This is a genomic window from Arthrobacter pigmenti (assembly GCF_011927905.1).
Lineage (GTDB): Bacteria > Actinomycetota > Actinomycetes > Actinomycetales > Micrococcaceae > Arthrobacter_D > Arthrobacter_D pigmenti.
The window spans coordinates 640,275-656,385 of record NZ_JAATJL010000001.1 but is presented as its reverse complement, the minus strand read 5'-3'; the positions used below and the strand labels follow the sequence as shown (position 1 = coordinate 656,385).

At 61.3% G+C, this 16,111-nt stretch carries 12 protein-coding genes; 9 read left to right on the top strand and 3 right to left on the bottom strand.

The annotated features are described in order from the left end of the window. The first annotated feature begins 74 nt into the window (after positions 1–74). Genes BJ994_RS03135 through BJ994_RS03125 form a run of 3 tightly spaced genes read left to right on the top strand, consistent with a single transcriptional unit; the run spans position 75 to position 4,355 of the window. On the top strand, positions 75–1,769 hold the full coding sequence (locus BJ994_RS03135; RefSeq protein ID WP_167991385.1) for an amidohydrolase: 1,695 nt from the start codon (positions 75–77) through the stop codon (positions 1,767–1,769). After that, positions 1,756–3,081, top strand: a complete 1,326-nt coding sequence (locus tag BJ994_RS03130; protein ID WP_167991383.1) for an MFS transporter — start codon at positions 1,756–1,758, stop codon at positions 3,079–3,081. The genes BJ994_RS03135 and BJ994_RS03130 overlap by 14 nt, the downstream gene beginning before the upstream one ends. An 8-nt stretch (positions 3,082–3,089) precedes the next feature. Continuing rightward, positions 3,090–4,355 carry an ArgE/DapE family deacylase gene (locus tag BJ994_RS03125; protein ID WP_167991381.1) on the top strand — a complete coding sequence of 422 codons (1,266 nt, stop codon included), beginning with the start codon at positions 3,090–3,092 and terminating at the stop codon, positions 4,353–4,355. Between the two features lie 69 nt (positions 4,356–4,424). Here BJ994_RS03125 and BJ994_RS03120 read toward each other — a convergent pair whose 3' ends face one another. The 3 genes from BJ994_RS03120 to BJ994_RS03110 all read right to left on the bottom strand — a co-directional run bounded on the left by BJ994_RS03120 (position 4,425) and on the right by BJ994_RS03110 (position 8,777). Continuing rightward, positions 4,425–5,705, bottom strand: coding sequence for a M20 family metallo-hydrolase (locus BJ994_RS03120; protein WP_167991379.1), 1,281 nt, complete (start codon positions 5,703–5,705; stop codon positions 4,425–4,427). A 118-nt stretch (positions 5,706–5,823) separates the two neighbouring features. Then, complete coding sequence (locus BJ994_RS03115) at positions 5,824–6,471, bottom strand: G5 domain-containing protein (RefSeq protein ID WP_167991377.1); 648 nt, start codon at positions 6,469–6,471, stop codon at positions 5,824–5,826. Positions 6,472–6,743: 272 nt separating this feature from the next. Next, positions 6,744–8,777 carry a bifunctional aldolase/short-chain dehydrogenase gene (locus BJ994_RS03110; protein WP_167991374.1) on the bottom strand — a complete coding sequence of 678 codons (2,034 nt, stop codon included), beginning with the start codon at positions 8,775–8,777 and terminating at the stop codon, positions 6,744–6,746. A gap of 119 nt (positions 8,778–8,896) precedes the next feature. Between BJ994_RS03110 and BJ994_RS03105 the strand changes: the two genes are divergently transcribed. From BJ994_RS03105 to BJ994_RS03080, 6 genes are all read left to right on the top strand, one after another. Further along, positions 8,897–9,646 carry a DeoR/GlpR family DNA-binding transcription regulator gene (locus BJ994_RS03105; RefSeq protein WP_167991372.1) on the top strand — a complete coding sequence of 250 codons (750 nt, stop codon included), beginning with the start codon at positions 8,897–8,899 and terminating at the stop codon, positions 9,644–9,646. Positions 9,647–9,824: 178 nt separating this feature from the next. Next, entirely contained in the window at positions 9,825–11,345 is a 1,521-nt protein-coding gene (locus tag BJ994_RS03100) for a sugar ABC transporter ATP-binding protein (protein WP_167991370.1), read from the top strand. Between the two features lie 53 nt (positions 11,346–11,398). Then, entirely contained in the window at positions 11,399–12,343 is a 945-nt protein-coding gene (locus BJ994_RS03095; protein WP_209066562.1) for an ABC transporter permease, read from the top strand. Between the two features lie 77 nt (positions 12,344–12,420). Beyond that, entirely contained in the window at positions 12,421–13,407 is a 987-nt protein-coding gene (locus BJ994_RS03090) for a sugar ABC transporter substrate-binding protein (RefSeq protein ID WP_167991365.1), read from the top strand. 151 nt (positions 13,408–13,558) lie between these two features. Beyond that, positions 13,559–14,629, top strand: coding sequence for a 2-hydroxyacid dehydrogenase (locus BJ994_RS03085; RefSeq protein WP_167991363.1), 1,071 nt, complete (start codon positions 13,559–13,561; stop codon positions 14,627–14,629). Next, positions 14,626–16,095: a xylulokinase gene (locus BJ994_RS03080; protein WP_167991362.1), complete on the top strand. Its 1,470-nt coding sequence runs from the start codon at positions 14,626–14,628 to the stop codon at positions 16,093–16,095. The genes BJ994_RS03085 and BJ994_RS03080 overlap by 4 nt, the downstream gene beginning before the upstream one ends. Positions 16,096–16,111: the final 16 nt, after the last annotated feature.

Genomic DNA, 16,111 nt, shown 5'->3' with positions numbered 1-16,111 from the left:
GTGATGCAGGCCACCATGGAAGGAGCCGTTGCGTGCGGCCGCGCCTTCTATCCGAAAGACATCCTTCAAAGACCATGCTCGATCTGAAACTTGTCAATGCCAGCATTTTCACCATGGCGGATGCCGCTCCCAAAGCGCACTCCATGGGGGTGCTCCATGGGCGAATCGTAGCGTTCGATGACGACGTCCTGGCACTTCCGGCACGGCGCACGCTCGACTGCGCCGACGCCGTCGTCGTTCCCGGCTTTGGTGATTCCCACAATCACATGGCGTGGTTTGGGCAGTCACTGGCCGAGCTGGACCTGTCCGGTTGCCGGACTTTGGACGAGCTGTACGACGCCGTCTCCGGCTTTGCCCTCAACCTTCCCGAGGGTGCGTGGGTAGTGGGATCGGGTTATGACGACACCGTCATGGACGGGCATCCCCACCGCAAGGACCTGGACCGGGCAGCGCCCGGCCGCCCGGTGTGGCTCAAGCACCGGTCCGGCCACATGTGCACCGTCAACACCGGGGTGCTTGAACAAGCCGGTGTCCTGGACGGATCAGCCAATACTCCTGAAGGTGGCACGATCGTTGAGGATTCAGACGGACCCACAGGGCTGCTCGAGGAGCAAGCCCAGAAGCTGGTCACCGCACTGGTGGTTCCCTACCCGGTGAACGATTTGGCGGACGCTATAGGCGCCGCGAGCGAGGTCTACGCCTCCGAGGGCCTGACGCACGTTGTGGAGGCGGGCATCGGCTCGGGCTGGATCGGCCGCACTCCCGTTGAATTTGCTGCCTATGTAGAGGCCCGACGCCGCGGCCGCCTGTTGACCCGGGTCCAGTTGATGGCGGCCAGCGATGCCCTGCACCCTGTGCAGTCCCATCCGTCAGACGGAATCACCTTCGGACTGGACCTCGGCATTGCTTCCGGATTCGGTGACGATCACATCCGGCTCGGTGCCATGAAGATTTTCATTGACGGATCCCTCATCGGCCGCACCGCTGCCGTGACCGAACCATTCTGCGACCATGACCACGGCACAGGCAGCTTCCAGCTCTCCCTCGAGGAGCTCACTCGGCGGATTGTGGATGCCCACTGTTCGGGATGGGATATCGCGGCCCATGCAATCGGGGATTCGGCGATAGACGTCGCGTTGGATGCGTTTGCCGCCGCGCTGGAATTGCTCCCACGACCCCACGCGAGGCACCGGATCGAGCACGCCGGCATAGTGCGTCCCGACCAGCTTGCCCGATTCGCGTCCCTGAACGTCACGCCGGTTCCACAGCCCCACTTCCTCTATGAGGTGGGCGACACGATGGCCGACGCCGTCGGCACCGAACGCGAACCTTGGGTGTACCGCCACAAGTCCTTCCTTGACCTCGGCGTCCGGGTCCCCGGCAGTTCCGACCGGCCGGTGGCATCCGGGGCGCCCTTGCTCGGTATGCAGTCGATGGTGACCCGACGCACCTCCGGCGGAGCGACGATTGGGCCCCTGGAAAGGGTCGACGCCGAGACCGCCCTGCGCGCGTACACGGTCGACACTGCGTGGACGGCAGGCGACGAAGACCGGCGGGGAACGCTGGAAACCGGGAAACTTGCCGACTTCGTTGTGCTGTCCGACCACCCGGCTGACGTCCCTGCCGAGGAGATCGGCTCAATAACTGTCCTGGCCACCGTGCTCGAAGGCACTTGCATCTACGGGCACGACTACTTCAACAAACTACAGACCACCGTCCCATCCCAGCACCATCCCGAGAGGCAGAAAACTGATCATGCAACCACATGAGACAACCAAGGGAGAGGAAACGGCCGTTCCCGTTGTCAGCGGAGCCGAGGCGGGCAGGATTGCCCGCGCTGCTTTCGTCGGCACCGCCCTCGAATGGTACGACTACTTCCTCTTCGGCACCGCCGCGGCAATCGTGTTCAACCGGCTGTTCTTCACATCCCTCGACCCGACCGCTGCAACGTTGGCGGCTTTCGCGACCTTCGGCGTAGGATTCGCTGCCCGGCCGCTGGGCGCCGTCCTGTTCGGATACATCGGTGACCGCATGGGCCGACGCCCGGCGCTGCTGATCACCATCGTGGCGATCGGCCTGGCCACCGGTCTCATCGGTGTCCTGCCTGACTTCGGCAGCATCGGCCTCGCTGCGCCCGTGATGCTCGCCATCCTGCGCCTGGTGCAGGGCCTCGCGGTGGGCGGCGAGTGGGGAGGTGCCATGACCATCGCGGTGGAGCATGCCCCGATCGAGAAACGCGGACGGTATGCCGCACTGGTGCAGGTTGGCTCACCGGTCGGCACGCTGATGTCCTCCGGTGCATTCGCACTGGTGCTGCTCATGCCCGCTGACGTGTTTGATTCGTGGGGCTGGCGCCTTCCGTTCCTGGCAGCGTTCCCGCTGCTGCTGATCGCCCTGTACATCCGGTTGAAGGTTGAGGAATCACCCATCTTCAACGAGCTGGTCAAGCTCGAAGAGCGCGCCAAGATCCCGGCGGTTGATGTCTTCCGCCAGGCCTGGGGCCGGCTGATCGTCGCTATCGCGGCCGCGTTCCTCGGCGTCGGCGGGTTCTACGTCATGACTACCTTCGTGATCAGCTACGGCACTGCAACCCTGGGCCTGGACCGCCAACTGATGGTGAACGCAACCCTGGTTGCCGCCGTCGTGCAGATTGGAATCATCCTTGTGATCGGCCGCATCAGCGAGAAAATCGGGCCCGGGAAGATGACCTTCATCGGCGGTCTTGTGACCGCAGCCGCAGCCTTCCCGCTCTTCTGGATGATCGACACGCGCAACCCGGCCGCCATCATCCTCGCCGTCACGCTCGGCATTGCGCTGCTCTCGGTCGCCTACTCGGTCACCGGTGCCCTGCTGACAGAATTGTTCCCGCCGAGGCTGCGGTACAGCGGTGTGGCGCTGGGCTACAACCTGGCCGGTGCGCTGAGCGGGTTCCTGCCGCTGATCGCCGTCGCGCTGCTGGAGGTGTCGGACGGCTCGTCCTGGACGGCTTCGCTGCTGCTGATCGTGGTATCGCTGATCACCGCTGCCGGCGGATTCTTCGGCGAGCGCCTCCGCGTCAAAGACAAAGCGATCGTCCGGTAGGGAGACCCATGTTGAATCCAGGAACCGCGCGCCGGATTACCGACGCCGTCGATACAGCCTTCGACCGCCAGCTCGAGTTCACCGCAGAACTGGTCCGGCATCCCTCGCTGCGGGCGGCCGAGTCCAGCGCGCAGGACCTCATGTTCACTGAGCTTGAATCCCGCGGGCTTGCAATGGACCGCTGGGCGCTCGACGGCGATGCACTGGCCGGGCATGTGGGCTACGGTCCCAGCACTGTAGCCTTCGAAGACCTCACCAACGTGGTGGGTACCTACACCCCGCAAGAATCCAAAGGACGTTCCCTCATCCTGAACGGGCACATCGATGTGGTGCCCACGGGACCCGAGGACACCTGGGAGCGCAGCCCCTGGGATGCCGAGATCAAGGACGGCTGGATGTACGGCCGGGGTTCCGGTGACATGAAGGCGGGGCTGGCGGCCAACCTTTTCGCGTTCGATGCCATCCGCGCTGCCGGGCTTGAACCGGCAGCAACCATCCACTTCCAGTCAGTTGTGGAGGAGGAGTGCACCGGCAACGGCTCGCTGGCCGCGCTGCAGCGGGGCTACACGGCAGACGCCGTCGTCATACCGGAACCGGAAGAGAACATGTTGGTGCGTGCCAACGTGGGGGTCATCTGGTTCCGCGTCCGTGTCTCCGGCAAACCCACCCATGTGCGGGAGATGTCATCCGGCTTCAATGCCATCGACGCGGCTTACCCGGTCATGGGCGCTCTCCGGGAACTCGAAGCCAAGTGGAACGCGGATCAGGGCAGCCACCGGTACTTCGAGGACGTACATCATCCGATCAACTTCAATATCGGCATGATTTCCGGCGGTGACTGGCCCTCAAGTGTGCCGTCCTGGTGCGAGTTCGACGTCCGTGCCGCGCTGTATCCGGGAATCGCCGCAGCTGACGCCTGGGGTGAAATTGAGGAGTGTCTCCGGAACACCGGTTCGGAGGCCAACGTCTCGGCCGAGCGGACAGGGTTCTTCTCGGAGGGCTATGTATTGGAGGAAGGCTCGGATGCCGAGGCAGTACTGGCGTCCGCACACGAGGGCGTCTTCGGCTCAGCGCTGCGAAGCTTCACAACGCCGGGCTACCTCGACGGGCGGGTCTTCACCCTGTACGGCGGGATCCCCGCGCTGACGTACGGGCCCGTGTCGGAAGCGATTCACGGTTTCGATGAGCGGGTACACATCGAGTCCGTGCGCAACGTAACGAAGACTATTGCCCTGTTCATCGCTGACTGGTGCGGTGTGGACGAGTCAGCATAAGGACTTGCTGTTATACAGACGGAGGGAGTCCGGCCGATTGGCCGGGCTCCCTCCGTCTGTAGGTGGGGCTTAGCTGTCGAGCTCGCCAAGGCAGAGGCTACGGACGACGTCGGTCAGCACGTGCAGGCCGCTGATGATGTCCTGGTCGGTGGTGTACTCGTGCTCGTTGTGGGAGATGCCCTCCACTGAGGGTACGAACAGCATCACGGTGGGAACGATGTCCTTCAAGTTGGTGGAGTCGTGTCCGGCCAGCGTCTTGACCCGTTTGTAGGTCAGCCCGCAGTTTGCTGCGGTCTTTTCCGCCAGGGCCACTCCCTCGGGCTGATACGGAGTGACCGGCCAGCAATGGGATCCGGTCTTGCGAATCTCCACCCGGGCAGCCTTTTCGATCTGCCCGATGCGGTCATGAAGCATATGGTCCGCTTGGGCGAGGATTTCCTCGTCGGCGGACCTCAGGTCAAGGAGGAGGTTGACCAGTGACGGGACAACCACGGGAGAGTTGGGGTAGACGTCCAGCTGCCCCACGGAGGTGTGGAGGGCGCCGTCGGGAAAGTGATCTGCGATCTCCCTGGCAGCAACCACGAGCATCGATGCTCCGAGAAGCGCATCGCGCCGGTCAGCGATCACGGTTGAGCCGGTGTGCCCCTGTTCCCCGTGGACCTCGAACTCGTACTTGTTGGCCGCCCAGTTGGAGTCGACAACGCCGATAGTGATGCCATCGCGCTCCATGCTGCGGCCTTGCTCGATATGGATCTCGGCGGCGTAAGCGGCCTTCGGTCCGGGTCCCTGCCCCAGTGAGGCGGTTGCGTCGAGCGCTTCACGGACGGTGATGCCCGCGGGATCCGTGATGTCGAGTACAACCTCGGGCGTCATCTTCCCGGTGTAGACGGAGCTGCCCATCATGGACGGTTTGAAGCGGGCGCCCTCTTCGTTGAACCAGTTCACCACTGCCAGGTTGTAACGGGGAGCCGTTCCGTCTGCTTTCCATTGTGCTGCGAGCCGGAAGGCGGCGTGCGCGGCAGCGAGGACACCGTACGCGCCGTCGTACCGTCCAGCGGTCGGCTGGGAGTCGAGGTGGGAGCCGACCAGCACGAACGGTGCGCCGGGCTGCAACTCCAGCAAGCCGAACTGGTTACCCACCTGGTCGAAGGAGACCGTGAACCCGTTGCCCTGGAGGAGTTCGGTCAGCCAGGCCCGCTGTTCTCCGTCTGCCGGTGAGCCCGCTTGCCGTTCCACTCCCCCTCCCGGGGTAGCGCCAAATGTGCACAGGGCGGCGAAGTCCCGCAGGAATGCGGCGTCTGCTCCGGTGAAGTTGGTGGGATCGGGATTCGGCACAGCACCGTTGCTCATGATTGGAAGTCCTTTGTCTAATCGATGGTTCGACCATCGTTTCAGGACAACGCGCGGCGGTCAGTGGCGCGGGACAACCGGTTCAGGCGAGTGGATTGTGATTCTGCACATCCGGCGATCAGTTTTCGCAGCCGACCCCGTCACCATCGTTTCCGTCGAGATCGTAAATATCAGTGCCGACAATCGTTACCGGACCCTGTACATAGGATGGCCCGTTGCCGCTGCCGCTCGCGCAATCGACGTCGCTGTCAATCGGCACGCAGTCACCCGCGTAGTTCGGATCGCAGTTTCCGGCGGGTATTGCAGCCTCGACCGGGGGCGGCGGCGCAATCTCTGCGGGCTTTGAGCCGATTCCGATCACTTCAGTCACCGGTGCAATGCGAACTTCCTCGCCCGCCGCAACCCGTGCGGTCTCAACTCCGTCCGTGAACGTCACTTCGTACCGAGTCGCTTTCACTCCGGCAACTCCCGCCACGAGCAGGGCCTCGCTGCCGAGCTCCGCATTCGGATCGTCCTGCCGAACCGACTCAAACGGTATATCGGACTCGATCCACTCTTCAGTGACGGTTACCTCGGGCGTGGGAGTGGCGCTTGGAGTCGGCTTTGGTGATGGAGTGGAGCTGGGTGTGGAGCTCGGGCTAGCCGTCGCCGTCGGAATCGAATCCGGGTCCGCCACGGCGGAGTCGGTACTTCCGCAACCGGTGAGGGCCAAAAGCCCAACTCCCAGAATGGCTAAGCAGAGTTTGGCTTTGACACGGATGGTCATAGACACAGTTATCCCCAGATTCATGAATGCGGTTGCAATGCATTCAGTATGGAGGTACGGCATCCGGCAAACACGAAGCTTCGACGCAGGATTCACTGTGGAGTTGCCGCGGTGCACGCCGGGCCAGAAAACGACGCCGGCGCTGACCCGCCAGCCTTACCTCGGGTATCCCGGAGCGCGAGAAAGCTCCCCATCTCTGCAGCTACTTCTCAAGCGAACTGGGAGCCCTGACAAGATCACTGATGAAATTCACGAGATCGAATCTCCTGCTGTCAGCGGAGGAACGCGGCGGCCACGCCGGCGTCGACCGGCACGTGCAGGCCGGTGGTGTGCGAGAGCTCGGCGGAGGTGAGTACGACGGCGGCATTCGCCACATGTTCGGGCAGTACCTCGCGCTTGAGGAGGGTGCGCTGGGCGTAGTACTCGCCGAGCTTCTCCTCGTCCACACCGTAGACAGCGGCGCGTTTGGCGCCCCAGCCGCCGGCGAAGATACCGGAGCCGCGGACAACGCCGTCGGGGTTGATGCCGTTGACGCGCACGCCGTGCTCGCCGAGTTCAGCCGCAAGCAGGCGCACCTGGTGCGCCTGGTCGGCTTTGGTGGCGGAGTAGGCGATGTTGTTCGGGCCTGCGAAGACCGAGTTCTTCGACGAGATGTAGATGATGTCGCCGCCCATTTCCTGGTCGATCAGGACCTTCGCGGCGGCCTTGGAGACCAGGAAGGATCCCTTGGCCATGACGTTGTGCTGCAGGTCCCAGTCCTTTTCGGAGGTTTCCAGCAGCGGCTTGGAGATCGAGAGGCCGGCGTTGTTGACCACGAGGTCCAGCCCGCCGAAGGCCAGCACCGCGGCGTCGACTGCCTGCTGTACTTGCGCGGGGTCGGTGACGTCGGCCTGGACGCCGAGAGCGACGTCGGACCCGCCCAGTTCATCGGCGACGGCTTGAGCGTTCTCCAGGTTCAGGTCGGCGATGACCACGCACGCGCCCTCCGCGGCGAGGCGGGTGGCGATGGCCTTGCCAATGCCCGACGCAGCACCGGTCACCAGCGCAATACGGGTTGCGTGGGACTTGGGTTTGGGCATCCGTGCGAGCTTCGCTTCCTCCAAAGCCCAATACTCGATGCGGAACTTCTCCGACTCATCAATGGGTGCGTAGGTGGAAATCGCCTCGGCGCCGCGCATCACGTTGATCGCGTTGATGTAGAACTCACCGGCCACACGCGCGGTCTGCTTGTTCGCACCGTAGGAGAACATGCCGACGCCGGGAACCAGAACAATCGCCGGGTCAGCCCCGCGCATAGCCGGGGACTCCCCATCCGCGTGGCGCTCGTAATACGCCGCATAGTCCTCGCGGTACTCCTTATGGAGTTCCTTGAGACGTTTGATGGAGTCCTCGATGGGCGCACCCGCCGGCAGGTCAAGGACCAGCGGCTTGACCTTGGTGCGCAGGAAGTGATCCGGGCAGGACGTCCCCAAAGCCGCCAGGCGCGGGTGCTCCGAAGCGCTCAGGAAACCCAGGACGGCGTCGTCGTCCGAGTAGTGCCCAACCTGCGCCCGGTCGGTCGAGGCAAGCCCGCGAATCACGGGTGCAAGGGCTGCCGCCTTGGCACGGCGCTCCTCGGAGGACAGCGGCGCATAACCGTCCAGCGGCTCGCCGAAGGGATTCGGGGCGCCGTTCTCGGCGATATACCGCTCAGCGGTCTCGATCATCCACAGCGAGTTGTTCTCCGCCTCCTCGGAGGTATCGCCCCACGCGGTGATGCCGTGACCGCCGAGGATCGTGCCGACCGCCTGCGGGTTCTCGGCCTTGATCGCGGCGATGTCCAAGCCGAGCTGGAAGCCGGGACGACGCCAGGGGACCCACACCACCTTGTCGCCGAAGATCTTCTCAGTGAGTGCTTCGCCGTCGACCGCCGTCGCGATCGCGATACCCGAGTCCGGGTGCAAGTGATCAACGTGTGCGGCGTCGACCAGGCCGTGCATGGCCGTGTCGATCGAGGGGGCAGCTCCGCCCTTGCCATGCAGCGTGTAATCAAACGCGGCAACCATCTCATCCTCGCGGTCCACACCCGGGTACACATTCGTCAGCGAACGCAACCGATCCAGGCGGAGGACAGCGAGATTCCCGGCCTTGAGCGTGCCAAGGTCACCGCCGGAGCCCTTAACCCAGAGGAGCTCGACGTTCTCGCCCGTCACCGGGTCAGTGTCCGTGCCCTTCGCAGACGTGTTACCGCCCGCGTAATTCGTGTTCCGCTTATCCGCGCCAAGCCGGTTGGAGCGCTCAATGAGGTCCTGGACCACTGAGGTCATCGTCGACATCCCATGTTAGAAGTTGTTAGGTATGAGAGAATCTAACAACTTCTAACTGAATGACACAAGCCTTCGCGTTTGTGCGGGCTGCAGGCGGTTGACCCCATAGAATGAGCCGAATGAACTCTCTCGCTGCTGAGGAGCGCCGCTCCTGGCTTCTGGAGCACCTGCGTGCATCCAAAACGATCACCCTCACCGAAGCTGCAGATGCTCTCGGCGTCAGCGAGATGACGGTACGGCGAGACCTCAATAGCCTTGAACGCAACGGCACCGCGCGTCGGGTTCGGGGCGGGGCTGTATATAGCGGTCCAGTGCGGTTTCACGGCCGCGAGCGTTCACACGTGGACGAGAAGCAGAAGGTCGCGGAGAAACTGCTCCCCCTTGTGCCATCCCAGGGAGTGATTGCGTTGGACTCCTCTACGACCATGCACCGGTTGGCGCAGATGATTTCCCCCAGTGAGGACCTCGTAGTTGTCACCAACGGGTTGGTTACCTTCCAGGTTCTACAGGACCGCCCCAACGTCACCGCCATATTGACCGGCGGCGCTGCGGACAGGCGTTCTGATTCGCTGATCGGTCCCGTTGCCACCGCGTGCATCGAGGGAATGCGGTTCTCGCAGCTCTTCGCTTCTGCAGCGGCGCTCGATCAACGTGCCTGCTATGAAGATACGCTCGAGGAAGCTGAAATCAAGCGGGCTTTTGCCCGTTCGTCTGCCCAGGTGATCATCGGAGTGCACTCCGACAAGCTAGGCGATAATGCAACCGCTATCGCAATCACACTGAACGGGATTGACGTCCTCGCCACTGAACGTGACCCATCGGACCCCGACCTCCAGCCTTACCGGTCTCTCGCGGGCGACCTTCGCTGAGGAACGCTTACGTACAGAATATGAACTAAATCACGTCAATAGTTGACAGCTTCTAACATGATGTAACAGAATCAGTGTTAGCTTTCGCGCACCGAAGCGCTGAAGCAGGCTTCAACGAACAAGGACGTGAGATGAAGGAAAAAGCATCGACCTCTCATCACGCGGGAGGTTGGCGATGATGAGCTCAGACGTAATCTCGACACCTCGCGCGGCAAACGTGCTGCTCAGCGTCAACTCCGTCTTCAAACAGTATCCAGGCGTCACCGCGCTCGACGACGTCAGCCTCGATCTCCGAGAAGGTGAAGTTCATGCGATCGTCGGTGAGAACGGCGCCGGCAAATCCACTCTCATCAAGATCCTCGCGGGGGCTATTGAACCCACCGGCGGAACCATAACCATCGGGGACTCAGAATATCCCTCGCTGACTCCGCAGCTCGCACGGAAGCTGGGCGTAGCCGTTATCTACCAGGAGTTCACTCTCGTAACCACTCTGAGCGCTGCCGACAATGTCTTCCTCGGTGAATACATCGCCAGGGGACCAGTACTCGACAAGAAGACGATGCGAGCGAAATCCGCTGAGCTGTTCAAAAGGCTGGGCGTCGACATCAACCCAGACTCACTCGTTGAGAATCTCACCACGGGTTATCAACAGATCGTCGAGATCGCAAAAGCCATCTCGAAGGAAGCCCGCCTGCTCATCATGGATGAACCCTCCGCGCCGCTGACAGCGTCCGAGGTGGAGGCTATGTACCGCGTAGTGGACGTACTCAAGAGTCACGGCATCACCATTGTCTACATCTCCCACCGCATGGATGAGATTTTCCGCCTCTCCGACCGCGTCTCCGTACTCCGCGATGGCAAGTACATCGGAACCCGAAAGACCAGCGAGACAACGCGGAACGAACTGATCAACCTGATGGTGGGGCGTGAGCTCAGTGAAGGATATCCGATGCGGGAATCGTCGATCGGTGAGATCTCTCTCGCCGCTGAGAATGTGAGCGGGAATGGCGTCCGCGGGATCACCTTTGACGCACACCGCGGGGAGATACTCGGGTTCGCCGGCCTGATTGGTGCCGGCAGGACAGAACTCATGGAGGTTATTTTCGGGAGCAAGCCTGCACAGTCTGGTCGCATTACCTTGCACGGCAAGTCCGTGCTCTCCAGAAACCCCATCCAGGCGATCAATCATGGGATAGCCCTGGTCCCCGAAGATCGCAAACGGCACGGTGCGATACTCAACTTTTCCATAAGGGACAACATCTCCCTGCCCTTGCTGAAAGGGATGTCCAGATTTGGGGTTATCCCGCAACAGCGAGTAGCAAAGCTCGCCAACAATTACATGCAGAACCTGGACATCAAGGCTCCTGGAAGTTCCTCGAAGGTGGCAAATCTCAGTGGCGGGAACCAGCAGAAAGTCGTTCTCGCCAAGTGGTTGGCAACCCAGCCAGAAGTGCTCATTTTCGATGAGCCCACACGCGGGATCGACGTCGGCGCCCGGGCCGAGATTTACCTGATCATGAATCGGCTCGCTGCGGAAGGAAAAACGATCCTCATGATCTCTTCCGACATGGAGGAATTGATTGGGATGGCAGATCGGATCGTCGTTCTCCGCGAAGGTGAGCAACAGGGAATTTTGGAAAAGCGAGACATTACGCAAGAGGCAGTGCTGGCTTTGGCTGCTGAAGGGAAAATCGGATGATTACAAAGTTTGCACCGAGGATGAATGAACTCGGCATCCTCCTGGTTCTGATCGTGCTGGTGATCGGGTTCAGCCTGCTCACTCCGAATTTCCTCGATCCGAACAATCTGTTCAATATCTCCCGCCAAGTCGCTACCCTCGGGATTGTTGCCGTGGGATTTGCTTTCATCCTTATCACCGGCGGCATTGACCTGTCTGTCGGTTATCAGATCTCACTGAATATCGTGGTGTGCGGGCTCCTCATGTCCCAGTACGGCCTGCCCTGGTATATCGCCATCGTCGCGGTGCTCGTGCTCGGTACTACGATCGGCCTGATCAACGGGCTGATCATCACGCTGACGGGGGTCGCTCCGCTCATCGTCACCCTCGCAATGATGACGATTCTGAACGGCGTTAGCTACCTGCTTTCAGACGGCCTGCCGATTTTCGGCTTTCCGACCGAGTTCTCGTTCCTTGGACAGGGAGCCCTTGCAGGTGTTCCTGTATCGCTCATAGTCATGATTCTGGTCTGGGCGGCAGGGATATTCCTACTCAACAAGACGTACATCGGGCGCTATTTCTATGCCATCGGAAACAACGTTGAAGCGGCACGGCTCTCGGGTGTAAACACCAGCCGGACCTTGATCTTCGTCTACGCGCTTGGAGGTTTCTTCACCGCAATTGGGGCGGTGCTGTTACTTTCCCGCTTGAACTCGGCACAGTCATCAACCGGTGCGGGCTTTGAATTCGACGTCCTCACCGCCTGTGTGCTTGGCGGAGTGAGCGTCATGGGAGGGCGCGGTCATCTGTTCGGAGCATTCGTCGGTGTTCTCATTGTTGGAGTTCTCGACAATGGCCTCGTTCTGATGAACGTCAGCGAATACGTCCAACTGGTCCTCAAGGGCGCCATCCTCCTCATTGCCGTGATTTACGACGCGCGGTCCAAGTCCTCATCCGGACGTCGCAAGCAAATTGGTGGCGTTGCCCTGACCAAGCCTTCAAACCGCGTCACCGTCTAATTCCTCAAATCACCAAGCCCTCGAAACAACTCTTGACATCGAGGTCGAGATGTCAGCAATCCGAAAGGGAAATACCAATGAAAAAAGTCGGTACCTTTATAGCGGCGTCAGCAGCAGCACTGTTGGCCATGACTGGTTGCTCCACCCCCGGCGCAACCACTCCGGCCGCGGGCAACAACGATAGCGACAGTTACTCCGTGGGTGTTACGTTCTCGGACCTCAGCAACCCGGTATGGGCGGAGCTCGTTCAGGAAGCACAGGAGTACGGCGCGGAAGAGGGGCTGGAGGTCAACTACGTCGATGCCCAGAATAGCGCCGGGCAGCAGGTAACGCAGATCGAAAACTTCATCCAGCAGGGTGTAGACGCCATTATCATCTGTGCCGTTGAGTCCAACGCGCTTACTGATGTCACTCTGAGGGCACAGGAGGCTGGAATCGAAGTAGTTGGATACACCCAAGTGCTTGAGAATTACGATGCTCAATATCTTGTCAACGCCTATGACACGGGATACGCAAACGGTGAAGCCGCCGCTGCCTGGATAAACGAGAACTACCCCGACGAACCAGTTGAGTGGGGTTTGATGGATCTGCCCCGGTTCCCGGAGATCATCGAGCGAGCCAACGGAATCAAGGAAGCAATAGCAGAGCTCGCTCCAAATGCGGAACTCGTTGCCACTGCTCCAGCACTCACTGCGGAGGAAGGCGTGACTAATGCCGAAAACTTCCTCCAGGCCAATCCGGACATGAAAGTCATTGCAACGATCGGTGGAGGCGGGGCTGTCGGAGCGAATGAAGGCGTCAAGTCCGCTGGCATTTCGGACTACGACTCCTTCGGGCTGTTCGGCATTGACGCTACTGAGCAGGAGATCCAGAACATCATCAACGGAGAACCCCAGAAAACCTCGATCAGCCTTGGGGGCGGTAAGGCTCACGGCCGCACGCTGATTGACATGACGTCTGCCCTCCTGAACGGGGAAGAAGTTGAGAAGGACCAGTACATGCCAGTCGAGGTAATCGACGAGTCAAATGCGCAGGAGTACTACGACGAGGTGTACGGCGGCTGATTCAGCCGGCTGCCTGTGCCCGTCCCGCTCAGAGCGTGGCGGGCACAGGTAGCGCACCGCGCTGTGGACCAATGTGACCGATACGGCCGTCCGTCGTACCCGAATGATTTGAATGCCGCGACTGATTTCACGGCGGAAAGGACTGCACCTCATGACTCGAGTGCTTGCAGCCGGCGACCGATTCATACGATCCGCGCTCCTACGCGAATCCCTGGAGCGCGCTCTAGGCGATCGTGCTCAGATTCGAGAGATCGAATTCGGCTGGCCTGATGAGCCGTTCGGCCGAGTTGGGGAAGTGGACGAAGCCTCAGGGACCGAAGATCAGCTAATTGCTGCCCTGCAGGGAATGTCAGCAATTGTCACCCAGCTCGCGCCCTTGACGGAGCGCGTGCTGGACGCCTCACCTGATCTGAAATTGATCGCGGTTTCGCGCGGCGGTCCGACAAACGTCAATGTAGAAGCCGCTCGCAAGCGTGGCGTCCGGGTCGCCAACGTGCCGGGACGGAATGGAATCGCCACCGCAGAGATGACTATCGGCCTGGCTCTGGCGTTGCTGAGGCGAATTCCGCTTGCACACTCGAGTTTGATGCGTTCCGAGTGGCGCGGTGACCTCTATAGAGACGATGCAGTGGGCAGCGAGGTGTCGGGATCAACCGTCGGATTGCTTGGCGCGGGTGCAGTCGGGGCGCATGTCGCCCGCGTATTCCATGCGATGGGTGCGCACGTGGTCGTGTTCGACCCCTATCTCCCTGCTGGTCTTCTGGACGATGCCATTGAGCAGGTCTCCTCGCCTGAGGAGGTCTTTCGTCGAAGCGGCCTTGTCTCGGTACACGCGCGTCTGACGGCGGAGAGCCGTTCCATGGTGAATGCAGATCGAATCGCGCTGATGCGTCCGGGCTCGCTTCTGGTGAACGCCGCCCGCGGTGGGCTCGTCGATTACGACGCCGTCGCCACCGCCATCGAGAGCGGTCACCTCGGCGGAGCCGCCTTCGACGTCTTCCCTGAAGAGCCAGTTGATTTCAGCCACCGGTTGTTCTCGCTCGCCCATGAGGGACATGATGTGGTGGTGACCCCGCACATCGCTGGTGCAAGCAAGCAAACCGCCCAACGCGCCGCCGCTGGTGTCGCAGAGGAGGTCCGGCGATACGTTCAAGGCGAACCGGCATTGAACCCACTATGGGAGCCAGCGCCTCCTCAGGTGGCGGGATTGGCACTTCCATGACATCAGGCCTGCTGATCGGCATTGACGTCGGCACAAGCTCGGTGAAAGTTGTAGCAACAGATACGTGCGGTCAGCGTATTGCGGATTGCTCAGTCCGCTATCCCACTGCGACGGACGGCGCAGGAGCAGAGCAGGATGCCCGATCGTGGTGGGCTGCGGTGGCCCGTGCTGCTACCACTGTCATCGGCAGCTCACCGGTGACGGCAGTCGCCGTCACTTCGCAAGCTCCCACCCTGGTTCCCATTGACGCGGACGGCACGCCAACAGCTCCAGCTCTGACTTGGCTGGATCGACGAGCTGTGAATGAGGCTAACCGCATTGCGGATGTTGTGCCGGAGTCAAGGAACGGACCAGACCCGTTCTTCGGAACTGCCAAGCTTCCCTGGTTGGCGAGTCATCGATCAAGCGCCATGGACAAGACCACACACGTTTTATCGGCAAACGGCTTTATAGTGCAGCAACTTACCGGCGTTGCTGTCCTCGACGACACGACCGCGTCGCTAATGCAGGGTTTCAACGACCAAGAGACCTCCTTCGACGAACGACTACTCAAAGCCGAACCCTCCATGCGGTACCTCCCACGAATCGTTCCCTCGTCGGCCGTCGTCGGCTGGGTAACGGCGGAAGCTGCCCGGGTGACTGGCATTCCGGTCGGGACTCCCGTGGTCGCCGGCGGTATCGACTCTGTGGGCTCGGCGCTCGAAGCAGGCACACTGGAGGTCGGTGATCCCCTCGTAGATATGACTGGATTCTCCAGCGTCACGATCCTGGCTGTGCCTCGCGGGACCTACGTCCCTGGTTTTATCCATTCCCGCCATTGTGTGCCCGACGTCGATCTCTTGATTACTGCGCAGGTCACCGCCGGCGCAACCGTCGACTGGATCAACAACCTGGACACTACGAGAGACCTGCGTGACGACGATGCGATCCTCTCCCGAGACCGCCCTGGCAGGCTCACCATGGTGCCAAGTCTTGCCGGGGAGCGCACACCATCCTGGAATCAGAGCGCACGAGGAATCATCGATGGAATCGATCTCGCGATTGACGGCACCGATCTTATGCTTGCCGCCATGGAAGGCAATGCGTTAGCCCTTGCTCAAGACGTGGCGGCTTTGAGGGACCATGGTTTCGCTGTTGATCGCGCCATAAGCACAGGTGGAGGTGCCTCATCCCGCGCATGGCTCGCTATCAAGAGCGACGTGCTGGGAATACCCATCGTGCGGCCTGCCAGCGGACACGGAGCTGCCCAGGGTGCAGCAGCGTTGGCGGGTCTCGCGGTGGGCGTGTACGGATCCACCGATGTGCTCCGCCAACTGGCTGGCGCTGTTGAAGCGAGTTATCAACCCGATCCAGCTCTCACTAAGAAGTACGCGGAACGGCTACCGCGTTACACACAGCTGACGGGGATGAATTCCTCTCGTTCTCAGTCGCACGGCGTCTCGGACCCATTCAGTTCCTTGGCATAAGACTTCGGTAGAACCA